The sequence below is a fragment of the Gilvimarinus japonicus genome (genome assembly GCF_042847215.1).
GTDB classification, from domain to species: domain Bacteria; phylum Pseudomonadota; class Gammaproteobacteria; order Pseudomonadales; family Cellvibrionaceae; genus Gilvimarinus; species Gilvimarinus japonicus.
Genome location: NZ_AP031500.1, coordinates 1,585,128 through 1,600,866, shown reverse-complemented (window position 1 = coordinate 1,600,866; position 15,739 = coordinate 1,585,128). Strand labels below are relative to the sequence as shown.

12 protein-coding genes are annotated in these 15,739 nt (G+C 52.1%); 7 read left to right on the top strand and 5 right to left on the bottom strand.

What is annotated here, in order from left to right:
• The first annotated feature begins 239 nt into the window (after window positions 1-239).
• The 4 genes from ACGHAD_RS06650 to ACGHAD_RS06635 all read left to right on the top strand — a co-directional run bounded on the left by ACGHAD_RS06650 (window position 240) and on the right by ACGHAD_RS06635 (window position 6,588).
• Window positions 240-3,044, top strand: a complete 2,805-nt coding sequence (locus tag ACGHAD_RS06650; RefSeq protein ID WP_382416219.1) for a TonB-dependent receptor — start codon at window positions 240-242, stop codon at window positions 3,042-3,044.
• A 179-nt stretch (window positions 3,045-3,223) separates the two neighbouring features.
• The gene (locus ACGHAD_RS06645) at window positions 3,224-4,789 is read left to right on the top strand and encodes a tryptophan halogenase family protein (RefSeq protein ID WP_382416221.1); all 1,566 of its coding nucleotides are present in this window, start codon (window positions 3,224-3,226) and stop codon (window positions 4,787-4,789) included.
• 48 nt (window positions 4,790-4,837) lie between these two features.
• Window positions 4,838-5,560, top strand: a complete 723-nt coding sequence (locus ACGHAD_RS06640) for a SapC family protein (protein ID WP_382416223.1) — start codon at window positions 4,838-4,840, stop codon at window positions 5,558-5,560.
• The gene (locus ACGHAD_RS06635; RefSeq protein WP_382416225.1) at window positions 5,557-6,588 is read left to right on the top strand and encodes an SMP-30/gluconolactonase/LRE family protein; all 1,032 of its coding nucleotides are present in this window, start codon (window positions 5,557-5,559) and stop codon (window positions 6,586-6,588) included. Before ACGHAD_RS06640 ends, ACGHAD_RS06635 begins: the two co-directional genes overlap by 4 nt.
• Window positions 6,589-6,614: 26 nt before the next feature.
• Here ACGHAD_RS06635 and ACGHAD_RS06630 read toward each other — a convergent pair whose 3' ends face one another.
• A complete protein-coding gene (locus ACGHAD_RS06630) occupies window positions 6,615-7,673 on the bottom strand; it encodes an aldose epimerase family protein (protein WP_382416227.1) in 1,059 nt (352 codons plus the stop codon).
• Window positions 7,674-8,045: 372 nt separating this feature from the next.
• Here ACGHAD_RS06630 and ACGHAD_RS06625 point away from each other — a divergent pair, with 372 nt between their 5' ends.
• On the top strand, window positions 8,046-8,975 hold the full coding sequence (locus ACGHAD_RS06625; protein ID WP_382416229.1) for a sugar kinase: 930 nt from the start codon (window positions 8,046-8,048) through the stop codon (window positions 8,973-8,975).
• A 46-nt stretch (window positions 8,976-9,021) separates the two neighbouring features.
• A complete protein-coding gene (locus tag ACGHAD_RS06620) occupies window positions 9,022-10,134 on the top strand; it encodes a glycoside hydrolase family 117 protein (RefSeq protein ID WP_382416231.1) in 1,113 nt (370 codons plus the stop codon).
• Window positions 10,135-10,234: 100 nt separating this feature from the next.
• On the opposite strand, the gene galK is transcribed toward ACGHAD_RS06620, so the two are convergent.
• The 4 genes from galK to ACGHAD_RS06600 form a co-directional block, all read right to left on the bottom strand.
• Window positions 10,235-11,383 (bottom strand): galactokinase, encoded by a 1,149-nt coding sequence (gene galK, locus ACGHAD_RS06615; protein ID WP_382416232.1) that lies wholly within the window; start codon window positions 11,381-11,383, stop codon window positions 10,235-10,237.
• Window positions 11,384-11,387: 4 nt separating this feature from the next.
• On the bottom strand, window positions 11,388-12,419 hold the full coding sequence (locus ACGHAD_RS06610) for a UDP-glucose--hexose-1-phosphate uridylyltransferase (RefSeq protein ID WP_382416234.1): 1,032 nt from the start codon (window positions 12,417-12,419) through the stop codon (window positions 11,388-11,390).
• 20 nt (window positions 12,420-12,439) lie between these two features.
• Window positions 12,440-13,474 (bottom strand): UDP-glucose 4-epimerase GalE, encoded by a 1,035-nt coding sequence (gene galE / locus ACGHAD_RS06605; RefSeq protein ID WP_382416236.1) that lies wholly within the window; start codon window positions 13,472-13,474, stop codon window positions 12,440-12,442.
• 136 nt (window positions 13,475-13,610) lie between these two features.
• Window positions 13,611-14,471 carry a helix-turn-helix transcriptional regulator gene (locus ACGHAD_RS06600; protein ID WP_382416238.1) on the bottom strand — a complete coding sequence of 287 codons (861 nt, stop codon included), beginning with the start codon at window positions 14,469-14,471 and terminating at the stop codon, window positions 13,611-13,613.
• A gap of 144 nt (window positions 14,472-14,615) precedes the next feature.
• Here ACGHAD_RS06600 and ACGHAD_RS06595 point away from each other — a divergent pair, with 144 nt between their 5' ends.
• Complete coding sequence (locus ACGHAD_RS06595) at window positions 14,616-15,731, top strand: Zn-dependent alcohol dehydrogenase (RefSeq protein ID WP_382416240.1); 1,116 nt, start codon at window positions 14,616-14,618, stop codon at window positions 15,729-15,731.
• Window positions 15,732-15,739 lie beyond the last annotated feature (8 nt).

Genomic DNA, 15,739 nt, shown 5'->3' with positions numbered 1-15,739 from the left:
CGGGCTGCCATTGCAAAATTACACTTCTCAACCATAATGTAGACTGTATTTTGTTGACAATTGGGTCAGTTTCGGTAAATTATGCGATACCTTATTAAGCGCTAATTCAGATGGGTCTTTACGTCTACATTTAGCGCCATAAGCAACCCCTTATGGTTTCTTAAACCTTAAGGGCGACTGGACGCTGCTTACGATACGTCGCAGTCAATAATAACTAAGCCAACACTAGGAGAGCTAACATGGCTAAGTTCCATCATCATTTTGCCGTGCGCACAATGTCAGCCGCAATCGCAGCCGTTTCATGTGCCCACGTATACGCTCAAGGCGATAACGATTTACTTGAAGAGGTAGTCGTTACTGGCATTCGCGGATCATTAACCGACGCGATGGATATTAAGCGTGATGCCAGTGGCGTTGTTGAAGCGATTTCGGCGGAAGACATCGGTAAGTTCCCCGACACTAACCTGGCCGAATCGTTACAGCGCGTGACTGGTGTTTCCATTGACCGCTCTAACAACGAGGGCAACCAAGTTACCGTGCGCGGCTTTGGTCCGGCGTTCAACATGGTCACCATGAATGGCCGCCAAATGCCAAACTCAACGGCGTTAGACTCCGAAGGCGTAAACCGCAGTTTCAACTTCAAAGAAATTGCCGCCGAGAGCGTATCGGGCGTCGAGGTCTACAAGTCTGGCCGTGCCAATGTCACCTCGGGCGGCATTGGTGCCACCATCAATATCAAAACCGCTCGCCCGTTTGACTACGACGGTTTTACCGCCGCAGGTTCGGTAAAAGGTATGATGGATCTCAGTAACGAAGAAGGTGATGACGTTACTCCCGAAGTATCCGCAATGATCAGCACCACGTTTGCCGACGATATGTTTGGCTTGTTGGTGTCTGGCTCTTACTCAGAGCGCGACAGCCAAAGCCAGCGTGTAGGCACCGAGGCTTGGAACCGCAACTATGGTTCGGCCGATACCAGCGCCATTGATTTGGAGCAAAACCCTACCGGCTCTTTTTGGACACCTTACACCTTTGGTGTTGACGTCTCGAACCACCAGCGTACCCGTGAAAACGCACAGGTCGTACTACAGTTTGCTCCGGTAGACAACGTCACCGCCAGCTTGGATTATGTAGTATCTAACTACGAAGAAAACATTGACATGACCCGTACCAGCTACTGGTTTGACAGTCCGCAAAGCGTGACCGATGCCAATGGTACCTCAACGCAAATTCGCAACCCCAATGACGAGCTAAACTTTTGGGCCTGGGATTATCACTTCCTGACTGAGAACGACTCGATCGGTTTAAATGTTGAGTGGGATGTGACCGACACGCTCTCGCTGAGCTTTGATGCCCACGATTCAACCTCGCACTCGCAGCCCGATGGCGAACAGTCAGAAACTATTGCCAACCTGAAAAACCCTCGCTTCGATCTAGGCAATGGCGCCATTGGCTTGGTGGATATTGGCGCCGATATTAACGGCACCGATCTGCCCACCATTATCTATGATGATTCGGCACTGCAAGATCAGACCGGTTACGGTGCGTTTGATAAAGAAAATATCGCCACTGACCTATATCAAAAGCGCGGCTATGAAGTTGAAAACAACATCAAGCAGTACAAAATTGATGGGCAATGGGACAACGCCGATAGCGGAGCATTGCGCACCATCCGTTTTGGTGTAGAAAGCACCGAGTACAATGTCGATGCGTATCGCACCTTTACCGCCGTATTTGGCTTAAATGCCGACATCAGCGGACTCGATTTAACCTTTAACCCACTGGGTGATTTTGGTGACCAGCTAGACGGTCCCGAAGGCTTGTTTCCGTATTTAGCTGATTACAGTGCGGCTGAATTTATTGACATCATTGACGACCAAGGCCTGTTCAGTGTCGACCCTGCCACCATCAACAGGGTCGAAGAAGAAACCGTTGCGGCCTATATATCGTTTGATTTCTCTACGGACTTTAACAATCTGCCTGTCGACATTAATGCCGGCCTTCGCTACGAAGATACCGACACCACAGGTACCTCCGTACAAAATGGTATTTTAGCCATGGGCTTTGTGGGTGACGATGAGTTGCGCCCGGTGTTTGATGACACCCCTTCAGAGCAATCATTGGAAGGCGGCTACACACGCTTTTTACCTAACTTAGACGTTAAAGTTGAGCTGACCGAAGACTGGGTGGCTCGTGCCTCTTACAGCACAACCTTGGCACGGCCGGAAATTTCAGCGCTGTTCCCCTCGACCAACATCAACACCGCACGCCCTGGCGGCCCATTCCAAGCGTCGCAAGGCAACCCTAGCTTGCTACCTTACGAATCTGACAACCTAGACTTCTCAGTGGAGTGGTACTACGCTGAGGGCAGCTATGCCTCGGCGGGTTACTTTAAAAAATACGTTGATAACTTCCTGGGCTCGACTATTGAAAAACGTGAGATTTATGACATAAACGGCGACCCACTGCGCGACCCAAGTGCCAACGCCCGCCCTGGCTGCCCAGATGCATCCAATCAGGCCTGTCAGTCGCAAGCTGGCGACCCTATCATTACCTGGGACGTTGGAACCCCTGGCAACCTAGACAATACCGAAGTCGACGGTTGGGAATTCAACTTGCAACATATGTTTGGCGGTAGCGGTTTTGGTGCCATCGCCAACGCCACCATCGTTGACAGTGATGCCGAGTACGACATCACCTCGTTTGACCAAACTCTGGCCCTGTCTGGCTTAAGTGACTCGGCCAACTTAATTGGTTTTTACGAAAAACACGGCTTTCAAATACGCTTAGCCTACAACTGGCGCGATGACTTTTTGTTAAGTACAGGTCAACCGCAAAACGGTAATGAACCCACCTTTACCGAAGCGTATGGTCAGTGGGACCTAAACGCCAGCTACGATATTACCGACAACGTTAGTGTTTTTGTTGAAGGTTTAAATATCACCGAAGAAACCAGCCGTCAACACGGCCGCTACGCCGAGCAGCTATTGTCTGCCGAGCAGTTTGGCTCTCGCTACACCTTGGGTGTACGCGCGAACTTTTAACCCTCGGTTAAAGCTTGACGTTTAGTAAAGTAAAAGGCCGGCGTTAGCGCCGGCCTTTTTTCCGACAGCGACATAGCAATAAGATCACCTATTTAACAATGGCTTTTAACGCTTAACTAAGGTTAAGAGCTATTCTTAAAGCGGTTAATAATTCATCGCCATTGCCTCGGAGGCGCCCCATGCCACAAGCGATAAACTCAATCATCATTCTGGGTGGAGGCACTGCGGGTTGGCTATGCGCGGGGGTACTTGCGGCGCGGGTTATCAAGGACTTTGAAGATCCGCCGAGCATTACCCTTATAGAGTCGCCCAACGTACCCAGCGTTGGCGTTGGCGAGGGAACCTGGCCAACCATGCGCAGTACGTTAAAAAAAATGGGGATACGCGAGACGGACTTTATCCGCGAGTGTCATGTCTCTTTTAAACAAGGTGCGCAGTTTAACCAATGGACGACGGGCGCACCTGACGATACATATTTTCACCCGCTGATGTTGCCGCGCAGTTTTAACGACATCAATCTGGCTCCCCACTGGCTCGGACAAAAACGGGAAAAATCATTTTCTGAATCCGTATGCCCACAAGATGCCCTGTGTCTTAAAGGGTTAGCGCCCAAAAACATTACCACGGCGGAATACTCAGGCATCGCAAATTACGCTTACCACCTTGATGCCGGCGCGTTTTCGTCTTTTTTGCAAAAGCACTGTACTAAAAATCTCGGTGTACGCCATATCAAGGCTAACGTAACCGACGTAAACTCTTCTGTTAACGGCGATATTGCCTCGCTCACCATCGACAACACCACAGAGGGTAGCCGCGAGATTGCGGGCGACTTATTCATCGACTGTAGCGGCTTTAAATCCCTGTTACTCGGCGAGCACTACAAGGTTCCGTTTAAATCCTGCCAAGATATATTATTTATTGACCGGGCGCTGGCAGTACATCTGCCCTACCCGTCAACCGATAGCCCGATCGCATCGCATACTATTTCGACCGCACAGGAGGCTGGCTGGATTTGGGATATCGGTTTAAGTAGCCGCCGCGGTGTCGGGCACGTGTACTCCAGCGCTCATACCAGCGCTGACCAGGCTTACCAGCGCCTGGCGCAATATGCAGAGCAAAGCGGACACCGGCTGGATGAGCTCACCGTGCGAGACATTCCTATCGAGCCGGGCCACCGCACTAAGTTTTGGCAAAACAACTGTGTCGCGGTGGGTTTATCGGCCGGCTTCTTAGAGCCGCTGGAAGCCTCGGCGCTGGTACTGGTAGAAATATCCGCCGATATGATCGCCAGCCAATTGCCCAGCAACCGTGCTGTCATGGATATAGTGGCGCAGCGCTTTAACAAAACGTTTAGTTACCGCTGGGAGCGAATTATCGAGTTTCTCAAGCTGCACTATTTACTCAGTAAGCGCGATGACAGCGACTTTTGGATTGATAATCGTCGCCCTGACACCATCCCCACAAGCCTACAAGAGCTGCTCGAGCTTTGGCGCCATCAGGCCCCGTGGGACAGCGATTTCGATCACGCTACCGAAGTATTCCCCGCCGCCAGCTATCAGTATGTGCTTTACGGCATGGGTTTTGACACTGACGTTGCCACACGGCAATTATCCACCGTGCAAAAACAACGAGCCGCGGCAGAATTTATGCACAACGCCCAGGCGACCAAACAGCTTATCAGCGCCCTACCAAGTAACCGTGAACTGCTCAACAAAATTTATCAGTACGGCCTATCCTCCGTATAAATCACGGTCGCGCCACATTCAACAATAGTAAAATTGAGGGAATGCACCATGACTCAACCAACGGTTTTAGATTCCGCAACCCATCGCGACATTCGCGTACTAACCCAACGGGGCGCCCAGTACGGCGAGGCGGTGCACTTGGTGCCGGTAATTGCAGAAGAGTTAAGAAGCCTGTGCATCGATTACCCAGTGTGTTTTACCAAAGATGATCAAACCGGCCAGTTTGGCCTGTATGCATTGCTCGGTTTTAGCCGCGGCGAAAACCTGTATTTAAATGGGGAGCACTGGAACGCCAGCTACCTACCCTTGCACGTGCGCCGTCAACCATTTTTAGTGGCAAGCCAACAAAACGCTGACGAACCGCTCCGCCGAGTCGCCATGATCGACTTGGACAGCCCTAGAGTCACCTCTGGGGGCGAAAAAGGTGAAGCAATTTATAACAGCGATGGCACGCCAACCGAGTACTTTAAAAGGATGCAAAGCCTGCTCAGTACGCTTATCAATGGCGCTCAGGCAACCACCGAGTTTATCAACGCACTACGCGATAACAACTTAATCGAAGCGGCGAAAATTAGTATTACGCTCGACGATGGCGAGCGAAAAAACTACGACGGCCTCTACACCATTAACGAGCAAGCGCTGGCCGAGCTTGAGGGTGAGACCTTAGCAACATTTCACCAACGCGGTTACTTACAAGCATGCCACTTAATGCTCGCCGCCATAGGCAATATAAATAAACTTATTCAGCAGAAGAAGGCGCGCCGCTCATGAACAAAAGATACGTTGCTTCTGCCTTCGGCGCATTGTTAATCTTGATGTTAGCCGGTTGTGCAAGCCCACCCAATAAAACAACCGATGCCGCGGCGAGTACTCGCATTGAAATACTCTCGCCCAAAGCACTCGATTACATAAACCCGAAAGCTCAACTTACAACACTCGGGTCGGGCTACGCGTGGACGGAAGGCCCGTTGTGGGTCGAGGATGGGGGTTATTTGCTGTTCTCCGACATTCCCAACAACGTTATTTTCAAATACTCCCCACACCAAGGGGTTAGCCGCTATCTCGACAAGTCCGGCGCCACCGAGCTGTTCAGCGGGGACGACAACGGCGGCTCTAACGCGCTTTTACTGGACAACAAGCAACAACTCATTTTACTGCAACAGGGCGACCGGCGGGTGGCTCGGATGCAAGCACCACTCGATACCCCAAAGGCCCACTACCAAACAATGACGGGTTTTTATGAGGGCTCACGTCTCAACAGCCCCAATGATGCAACGCTGGACGCCGCTGGCAATCTGTATTTTACCGACCCACCCTACGGCCTGACCGACGGCTTTAATGACCCACGCCGGGAACTGGCGTTCAGTGGTGTGTTTCGTTTAAGTCGTGACGGTGAGCTGACGCTACTGGATGACACCGTAAAGGCGCCCAACGGTATAGCGTTATCACCGGATAACAACACGCTTTATGTGGCTGTATCGGACGCCGAGCAACCCATATGGCTGGCGTACAACCTGACATCCGACGGCAAGGCCATCAACAAACGCGTTTGGTTTGATGCCCGCAACGCGAGCACAGCCGATGATAAAGGTGTTCCAGATGGTATGGCGGTTCACTCAAGCGGTGCGATATACGCCTCCGCCCCGGGCGGCGTATGGTTATTTAGCCCACAGGGTGAATTGCTGGCTAAAATACACACGGGGCGCTTAACCGCCAACTGCGCCCTCAACACCAAAGAAGACTATTTGTATATTACCGCGCACGACACACTGCTAGGGCTTCCTCTCACCCGAGATTAACGCCACTCACGGTTAGAGGTCACAAGTTACCAAGAGAACTGGTAACTTGTGACTTCGCGGTAAACCTCACCAGGACGCAAAGTAATAGAATCAAATTGCGGACGGTTAGGCGCGTCTGGGTAATACTGACACTCCAAACAAAAACCGCTGTGGTTATCCATTGGCTTACGGCTATTGCACGCATCGTCGGCAAGAAAGTTACCGCTATACAACTGCATACCTGGATAGGTCGATTTTACTTGCATTGTGCGACCACTTAACGGTTCACTCACCTCGGCGATGACCTCGCCAAGATTACCCGATACGCAATAATTGTGATCCAGCCCCTGGGTATCAGCCAATACCGGGTCGCCACTGTGCAACGCCTCTCCGATGGTTTTAGCCGTACGAAAATCCAGCGCACTGTGCAGCACCGGCACGATATCGCCCGAGGGAATTCCCGTGGCATCTGTGGGCGTATAATGCCCCGCCGCAATACGCAAGCGATGATCATAAACAGGGACGGCGGAATTGCCCGTCAAATTAAAATAGCTATGTTGGGTCAGGTTAACCACCGTGGGAGCCGTTGTGGTTGCCTCGTACGAAATAATTAGCTCATTAGCGTCGGTTAAACGATACACCACCCGCACCGACAACTGCCCCGGGTAGCCCTCATCGCCATCGGGGCTAAGCAAACTAAAAGCAACCGCCGCGCCGTCTTTATCCGCCAACACCTCGCCTTGCCAAAGGTGTTTATCAAAGCCAACCCGCCCACCGTGAAGTTGGTTGACATCGTTAGCGTGTTTGGCCAAAACATAACGCTTTCCGTCAAGACTAAACTCGCCGGCTTTAATTCGGTTGGCAACGCGCCCCACAAGCGCACCTAAATACGAACTGCCTTTTTCGTAATCGCCAATCTCATCATAACCCAGCACGACATTAGCGCTATTGCCCTCAGCATCGGGAACCAGAAGCTGCCATAAAGTTGCGCCGTAATCCACCACTACCGCCTGCATACCCTGAGTGTTGGTCAAGGTGTAACGTCGAGCACATTTACCACTGCTGAGATACCCCGCAATGGCTGTTTTTACCTGTGGCGTTTGCATAGTCTCGGCCCTGATCTTGTGTATTTTAATAATGTGGCAGTATAAATAGTTAGCTTATTTCTGGGCAAAAAAAAGCCGCAACTCCTAAGCGTTGCGGCCAAAATGAGTAGAGCCCATGTATAAGCGTATTGCCCAACAAATAATTGCCAAACAACTACCCGGAGATAAGGATGACAGCCCAGATTAACCCGATGACCCGGCGATACCTCTTGCCCAAACCGGCATCATTCGCAATCAATCTCAACTTGCACACCTATATAATCCAACAAGAATGCTCGCATGTCAACTATTTATTGTATACAATAAACAAAACAAAGAGCCGACCCCATGGTCGCAATAGCAAATTTCACCTGGCCGCTAAGGACTTTCTCTATGAGCAACATTCTGATTTTTGGCGAGTCGATGCTGGAGCTCACCACTAAAGAGGGCCCGTTAATGCGTCGCGCTTACGCCGGGGATGTCTTTAGTGTGGCGGTATACCTGGCCCGCCTGGCTCCACCGGCATTAAAGGTTAAAATGCTCTCGGCCACGGGTAGCGATGCTTTGAGTCAAGGGTTGCGCGCCGCGCTCGAACACGAAGGTGTGGACACCGACTGTATGGCGACCCACCCGAGCAAACACCTAGGCCTTTATATGGTGCAAAATGACAGCAGCGGTGAACGAGAGTTTACTTACTGGCGCAGCAACTCGGCGGCCCGCGATGCAATTAAACTAATCGACTTGTACGCGATAGCCACCCCCGACCACTTGTTTTTTAGCGGTATTAGCCTTGCTATATTGGATCCCGCTAGCCGCTTTACGTTCAAGCGCTGGGTCGCCGACTTAAAAAAACTAGGCACAACCGTAATATTCGATGCAAACTTTCGCCCAGCACTGTGGCAATCCGAAAGCGAATACCTTACGGAATACCGCTGGGCCTTTAGTGCCTGTGATATCGCCCTACCCGGCATGGATGACTTACAACAAATATTCCGTTGCGAGAGCGCCCAACAAGCTTGTGAGCTACTCTCCGCTTACGACATACAAGAGATTATTATCAAAAACGGTCCCGACTCTATTCTCTACCGTAACGGCGCGCAGCAAGGCGAGTTTCAGGTTCCCAAGGTAAACCTCATTGTCGACACCACCGCCGCTGGAGACTCATTTAACGCCGCTTACCTTGCCAGCAGAATTGGCGGTTCGAGCACACCGGAGGCAATTGCCGCGGGCTGCCGAATGTCCGCCAAGGTGATCGGTCACTCAGGTGCTATTATGGCAAACGATAATACCGCCAGCGGGCCAGCTTACATGACGATGGCGTAACCGCCAAGACGTCGTACCCATTGCACTGCAACACGAGAGCAACCTCATGCAAAATCAAAAAAACAGTCAAAAACCACTAAGCAAAGCCAGTTTGCGCGCGCTGGAGCGCGGTTACGACAGCACCAATGCCGATTGGGTTTTTGAGTTTGACATTGAGCCCCTAGGTGGCGACTTTGCCTACCAAGAAGGCGTCATCCGCCGCGACCCCAGCGCCGTGATTAACGTCGGCGATACCCTGCATGTGTATTACACCAAAGGCGAAGGCGAAACAGTGGGCTTTGGCAGCGACAACCCCGACGATAAAGTCTTCCCCTGGGACAAAACCGAAGTCTGGCACGCCAGCTCCAAAGACGGTTACCACTGGACAGAAGAAGGCCCGGCGGTAGTACCCGGCGAGTCTGGCCGCTACGACGACCGCGCCTGCTTTACCCCCGAAGTACTGGAGCACGAAGGCCGTTACTATCTGGTATACCAGGTAGTGCAGGCGCCCTACCTAAACCGCAGTAAAGAGCATATTGCTATCGCCCACAGCGATTCTCCCTACGGTCCCTGGAGCAAGTCCGACGCACCCATTTTAAGCCCCGCCGAAAACGGCGTGTGGGATGGCGACGAAGACAACCGCTTTCACGTAAAAGAGCGCGGCGACTTTGACAGCCACAAAGTACACGACCCTTGCCTGATGTTCTTTAAAGGCCAGTTCTACCTGTATTACAAAGGCGAAATCATGGGCGAAGGCATGAACTTTGGCGGCCGCGAGATCAAGCACGGCGTCGCCATTGCCGACAATATTTTAGGCCCTTACACAAAATCGCCGTTAAACCCAGTGACCAACAGTGGTCACGAGGTGGCGGTGTGGCATTACAACAACGGCATGGCGTGCATCCTTACCACCGACGGCCCGGAAAAAAACACTTGTCAGTGGGCCGAGGATGGCGTCAACTTTGACATTATGTCGCACATCAAGGGCGCCCCCGAGGCCATGGGCATGTACCGCAAGCCCGGTTATGAAAGCTCCGACGACGCCATGGCCGGCATCGAGTGGGGCCTGTGCCATAAGTACGATGCCAGTTGGAACTGGAACTATATTTGTCAGTACAAGGCCCGGCGCCAGGTACTGGAAAGCGGCACGTTTCAGCAAACCGGTGGCTCGGGCGTATAAGCCCAAGCTAACCTCACAAAAAAGCCAGCACACGTGCTGGCTTTTTTGTGTCTGGCTTTTTCAACGCTACGGGCTGCACCGGGTTAGCGGCGCAGGTGTTTTACGAGTACAGCACCCGTGCGCCGTCTTTTGCTTTGCAGTGATAGACGTTGGGCTCCTTGGCAAACTTCTCGGCGTATTTAGCTTTAACGTCGGCTTCGATCGCCTGCGCTTTCTCGTTGGGCACTAAGGCCACCACACAGCCGCCAAAGCCGCCACCGGTCATACGCACACCGCCGTCGTTATTCAGCTGAGCGTCAATCGTCTCTACAATAAAATCGATTTCGGGGACGGTAATCTCAAAGTCGTCGCGCATCGAGGTATGCGAATCGCGCATGGTTTGATACACCGTGGGCAGATCGTCGGTTTTTAAGGCACTGGCGCAGCGTTGGGTACGATCGTTTTCAGTCAACACGTGACGCGCACGGCGGTAGGCAAGCTCGTCCAGTTGCTCGCGCTTTTGCTCTAACATATCCAGGGTGGCATCGCGCAAGATGCTCACACCCAACGCCTGAGCCGCGCGCTCGCAATCGGCGCGGCGATCGTTGTATTCACTGCCCACCAGGTTGCGCTCAACCCGCGAGTCGATAATCAAAATATCCAACGCCTCGGGGATAGACACCAAATCAAACGATAGATCGCGACAGTCGAGCAGTAGCGCATGCCCTTCTTTGCCGCCGGCTGAGGCCAATTGATCCATAATGCCGCAACTACAGCCGGCAAAATCATTCTCGGCCGATTGTGCCACGCGCGCTATATCGTTAATGGTTAGACCCAGGTTATTTATCTCACTCAGCGTTTTGGCAAAAGCCACCGATAACGACGCTGAGGAACTGAGCCCTGCCCCACGCGGGACATTACCCTCTACGTAAACATCCATCCCCTTTAGGCAGTTCCCCTGCGCCAGCAGCAACGAGCAAACCCCACGCAAATAGTTTGACCACAAACAACTAGGATCGGTAGCAACATCCGCATTTAATGTCCACTGGTTAAATTCGTCATTAAAATTACCCGCACACACACGCATAAGGTTATCATCACGCACCGATACCGCAATGTAAGTACCAAACTCTAAAGCACAAGGAAACACAAACCCGTCGTTATAATCCGTGTGCTCACCAATGATATTCACCCGTCCCGGCGCAAAATATGCGCTGGTAGCGTTTTTACTGTAGATCGATAAAAACCGGTCGGTTACTTTTTTCTGCATGATGTTAGCTCTCTAAATAATGCGTCGTACTGCAGGCGCGTAAGCGTTCGGCGGCCTGCTCGGGGGTGATATCACGCTGGGCTTCGGCCAGCATTTCGTAACCCACCATAAATTTCTTTACACTGGCGCTGCGCAACAGGGGCGGGAAGAAGCTAGCGTGCAACTGCCAGTGATCGTTCGCATGGCCATTAAACGGTTGAGCTCGCCAGCCCATAGAGTACGGAAAACTGCACTGAAACAGATTGTCATAGCGCGTCAGCGCCAGCTTTAAAATACTGGCAAGTGCTTGTTGCTGCTCCGGGCTTACATCGGCAAAGGTTTTGGCCGCAAAGCGCGGCAGCAAAATCACCTCAAACGGCCAGCACGCCCAAAACGGTACCAGCACTGCCCAGTGTTCGTTTACCTCAACCACGCGCTCGCCTTTGGCAATTTCTTTTTCTACATAGTCCAGCAATAAGTTACGGCCGTGGCGCTGATAGTAGCTTTTTAAATTTCGGTCAATCTTTTCCGCCTCAGTGGGCAGCGTATCCTGCGCCCAAATCTGACCGTGTGGATGGGGATTAGAACAGCCCATCACCGCGCCTTTGTTTTCAAACACCTGAACCCATTGGTAACGCTCGCCCAGCTCGATCATTTGCTCGCGCCAGGTATCGATCACTCCACCGATCTCCGCTTCGCTCAACTGCGGCAGGCTTTTGCTGTGATCGGACGAAAAACAAATTACCCTCGCCTCACCTTTGGCGGCCTGATAGCGGAACAGCTCATCATCTGAGCTTTCGTCGTCGTTATTCGCTTGCAGCGCCGGAAAATCGTTTTGAAAAACAAACGTGCCTTTATAGTCTGGGTTTACATCGCCGGTAATACGGGTATTGCCTGGGCACAGGTAGCATTTTTCATCGTAGCTTGCGGCGCCGCTTGGTTGTGGCGCTTCTTGCTGACCCTGCCAGGGTCGCTTGCCCCGATGCGGAGAGACTAAAATCCACTCCCCCAACAGCGGGTTAAAGCGGCGATGACTTTTATCGTTTAATACGCTCATGAGATCTCTCGTAAACAGAACTAGCTTTGGCGGTAGCCGTTGGGGTTATTACTTTGCCAGCGCCAGGTATCGACCATCATGCGCTCAATATCGTATTGCGCTTTCCAACCGAGCTCGCGCTCGGCGAGCTCGGTTTTAGCGTAGCAGCGGGCAATATCGCCGGCGCGACGCGGCGCTACGTTGTAGGGGATTGCTTTGTTGCAAGCCTTAGAGAAAGCGTTGACCACCTCAAGCACTGAGTAGCCATTACCGGTGCCCAGGTTGTACACACGACAGCCAGCGTCTTGCTGCTGTTGTTTTTGCAGCGCCGCCACATGACCACGGGCCAAGTCCACCACGTGGATGTAATCGCGCACACCAGTACCATCGGGGGTGTTGTAGTCATCGCCAAACACTTGCAAAGCTGGCAGTTTTTCTACCGCCACCTGCGCGATATAGGGCACCAGGTTATTGGGAATGCCCAGCGGGTCTTCGCCAATTAAACCTGACTCGTGCGCGCCCACCGGATTAAAATAACGTAACAAGCTGGTGTTCCATTTAGCGCTGGGCGCGCGGGACATATCTTGCAGAATTTCCTCTACCATCAGCTTGGTGCGCCCGTAGGGGTTGGTGGCGCCGATGGGAAAGTCTTCGTCGATGGGCACACTGGCCGGGTCGCCGTACACCGTGGCCGAGGAGCTAAAAATGAGCTTGCATACATCATGGGCCGCCATCGCCTCAAACAACGTTAGTGAACCGGCGACATTGTTTTGGTAATAAGACAAGGGAATGGTGCTCGACTCGCCCACCGCTTTAAGCCCGGCAAAATGCATCACCGCCTCGACATTGTGGGCGGCAAAAACCCTATCCAATGCGGCGCGATCACAAATATCTTCGACATACAGTGCAGGGCGCTTACCGGTAATGGTTTCGATGCGATCCATTACCTCGCGATTGCTGTTACATAGGTTATCCACCACCACGGGTGTAAACCCTTCGCTAATTAGCTCTACACAGACATGACTGCCAATATAGCCAGCGCCACCTGTCACCAATACCGAGCCACCATCAGACATAACCCACCTCAATCATTGTATATTGTATGCAATATACTCTCTAGCAATGACTGATTCAAGCAAATAGGTTTCGCCCTAGGCGCTATTTGATAATGTAAGGCTGGGTTTCGGCTTGCAGTGTTTCGGTTATGTCAGCCTACGCCCCTTTCACTACCACTTGATCATGGTATTTTTTAGGCGTTACCCCAAACTGCTTTTTAAACAGCGATATAAAGTGAGAGGGGCTAGAAAAACCTAGCTCATAAGCGATATCGGTAATACTGAGCTCACTTTGCACCAACAATCTAGCCGCGCTATATAAACGATGGCGAATACCATATTCACTGTAGCTGTAGCGAAACACACTTTTAAATAAACGCGAGAAGTACGAGGGTGACAAATGACACAGCTCGGCCGCCTCTTTCAGCGACAGCTCAACCGAACGCTTGTGACGAAATAAATTGATAATTGGGGTCAGGCGTTCAAAACCTGCCGCCCGCTGTAAAGGCTGGGTATGAGGCGACTGCACTGGGGTCGCACACTCAGCCACACAGGTAAGCAACAACCCCAATAAAAGCTGGGATTTTTCACTGAAAGGGTTTTCACCGTAGGCTTGCAACAACCAATGTGTGGCTTGAGCGACCTGGGCTTTACGCTCCGCGGGGAGCCGCATGTGCATGCCGTAACGGAAAAAATCGGCCGCGCCTGCAAGTTTCGGGTCCTCTAGCACGGAGGGTAAAAACTGGACGATGTGCCAACTTTTTGGCCGCTCCGTCAATTCAAAGTCGTGGGTTTCTAACGCGGGAGTAAACACCAAATCGTAGTCGTTTAGCGCCGATTCCCCCTGATTATAAAAAAAGCTGCCTTCGATCTCCTCAAATACAATCAACTCATGCACCTCATGAAAGTGCATAAAGCAGGAGTATGGATCACCATGGTTGTACACCACATGGTGCACCTCAAAGTTTTGCCCCTGACGAATACAAAATGGCTCGCAGTAGATATTACTTTTCTTCATTGATGAGTCACTCCCACGCCGAACACTCGTTTTATCGCCCACCAGCAGCATGTCATACATCTGACACTTTAGGGCGAGATATTATAGTAACCCCCCTGTTTCAGTGGTCAAATACCTCAAATTTCTGATAATTTGAGGGGAGCTATGCCACAATCAAAAGCCCTAGTGTCCAACGGCCGCGGCAAATTTGAGCTACGCAGCATCGACGTGGGCGAGCCCGGCCCACACGAAGTGCGTGTAAAACTGAAAGCGGCCGGCCTGTGTCATACCGACTGGGATTCGATCCAGAACTGGGACAAAACCTTTGTGGTGGGACACGAAGGCTCGGGCGTGATAGACGCTGTGGGTAGTTCAGTGAGCAACCTGGCGCCTGGCGACCGGGTATTACTTAACTGGGCCATTCCCTGCGGCCACTGTTTTCAGTGCTTAGAGGGCAACACCCACATCTGCGAAAACCATTCGCCAGTATGCTCCGATACCTTATGTGGTCACGCCCACGGTGCCGCCAGCCAGCTTAACGGTAAACCGGTGGAGCGCTCTTTTCATTTAGGCACCATGTCCGAGTACACCGTCGTACGCCAAGAGGCTATCACTAAACTGGACGCTCACGTTCCCTTTGGCGTGGGCGCCATTCTCGCCTGCGGCGTGATGACGGGCTGGGGCTCGGCCGTTAATGCCGCTAAGGTGCAAGCGGGCTCTACCGCCTGTGTCATTGGCTGCGGCGGCGTTGGTTTAAATGTGATACAAGGTGCGGCCTTATCGGGTGCGGCAAAAGTCATCGCCATCGATATTAGCGACGAGCGTTTAGAGCAAGCCAAAGCCTTTGGCGCCACTCATACCGTACGCGCCAATAAAGACGATAAAGACTTTGATCAGGTGGCCCGCGACGTAAAAGCCATTAACAACGGCCGCGGCGCCGATTACGCCTTTGAGTGCACCGCGGTACCCGCCCTTGGCTCGGCCCCGCTTAAGCTGATTCGCAGCGCCGGCACCGCGGTACAGGCCAGCGGAATCGAACAGCGTATCGATTTTGACTGTGAACTGTTTGAATGGGATAAAATTTACATCAACCCGCTGTACGGTCAATGTAACCCCAGCCGTGACTTCCCCCGCCTGTACGATTTATACGGCGCGGGAAAAATCAAGCTGGACGAACTCATCAGCAAAACCTATACACTGGAAAACGTCGCCGACGGCTTTGCAGATATGCTGGCCGGCCGCTTAGCGAAAGGTGTGATTATCATTGACCCCGAACAGTAAAACGCGCT

Bases quoted from the DNA above. Each gene is read 5' to 3' on its own strand.
- ACGHAD_RS06650 (WP_382416219.1), top strand. From the start codon at position 240: ATGGCTAAGTTCCATCATCATTTTGCCGTGCGCACAATGTCAGCCGCA.
- ACGHAD_RS06645 (WP_382416221.1), top strand. From the start codon at position 3,224: ATGCCACAAGCGATAAACTCAATCATCATTCTGGGTGGAGGCACTGCG.
- ACGHAD_RS06640 (WP_382416223.1), top strand. From the start codon at position 4,838: ATGACTCAACCAACGGTTTTAGATTCCGCAACCCATCGCGACATTCGC.
- ACGHAD_RS06635 (WP_382416225.1), top strand. From the start codon at position 5,557: ATGAACAAAAGATACGTTGCTTCTGCCTTCGGCGCATTGTTAATCTTG.
- ACGHAD_RS06630 (WP_382416227.1), bottom strand. From the start codon at position 7,673: ATGCAAACGCCACAGGTAAAAACAGCCATTGCGGGGTATCTCAGCAGT.
- ACGHAD_RS06625 (WP_382416229.1), top strand. From the start codon at position 8,046: ATGAGCAACATTCTGATTTTTGGCGAGTCGATGCTGGAGCTCACCACT.
- ACGHAD_RS06620 (WP_382416231.1), top strand. From the start codon at position 9,022: ATGCAAAATCAAAAAAACAGTCAAAAACCACTAAGCAAAGCCAGTTTG.
- galK (WP_382416232.1), bottom strand. From the start codon at position 11,383: ATGCAGAAAAAAGTAACCGACCGGTTTTTATCGATCTACAGTAAAAAC.
- ACGHAD_RS06610 (WP_382416234.1), bottom strand. From the start codon at position 12,419: ATGAGCGTATTAAACGATAAAAGTCATCGCCGCTTTAACCCGCTGTTG.
- galE (WP_382416236.1), bottom strand. From the start codon at position 13,474: ATGTCTGATGGTGGCTCGGTATTGGTGACAGGTGGCGCTGGCTATATT.
- ACGHAD_RS06600 (WP_382416238.1), bottom strand. From the start codon at position 14,471: ATGAAGAAAAGTAATATCTACTGCGAGCCATTTTGTATTCGTCAGGGG.
- ACGHAD_RS06595 (WP_382416240.1), top strand. From the start codon at position 14,616: ATGCCACAATCAAAAGCCCTAGTGTCCAACGGCCGCGGCAAATTTGAG.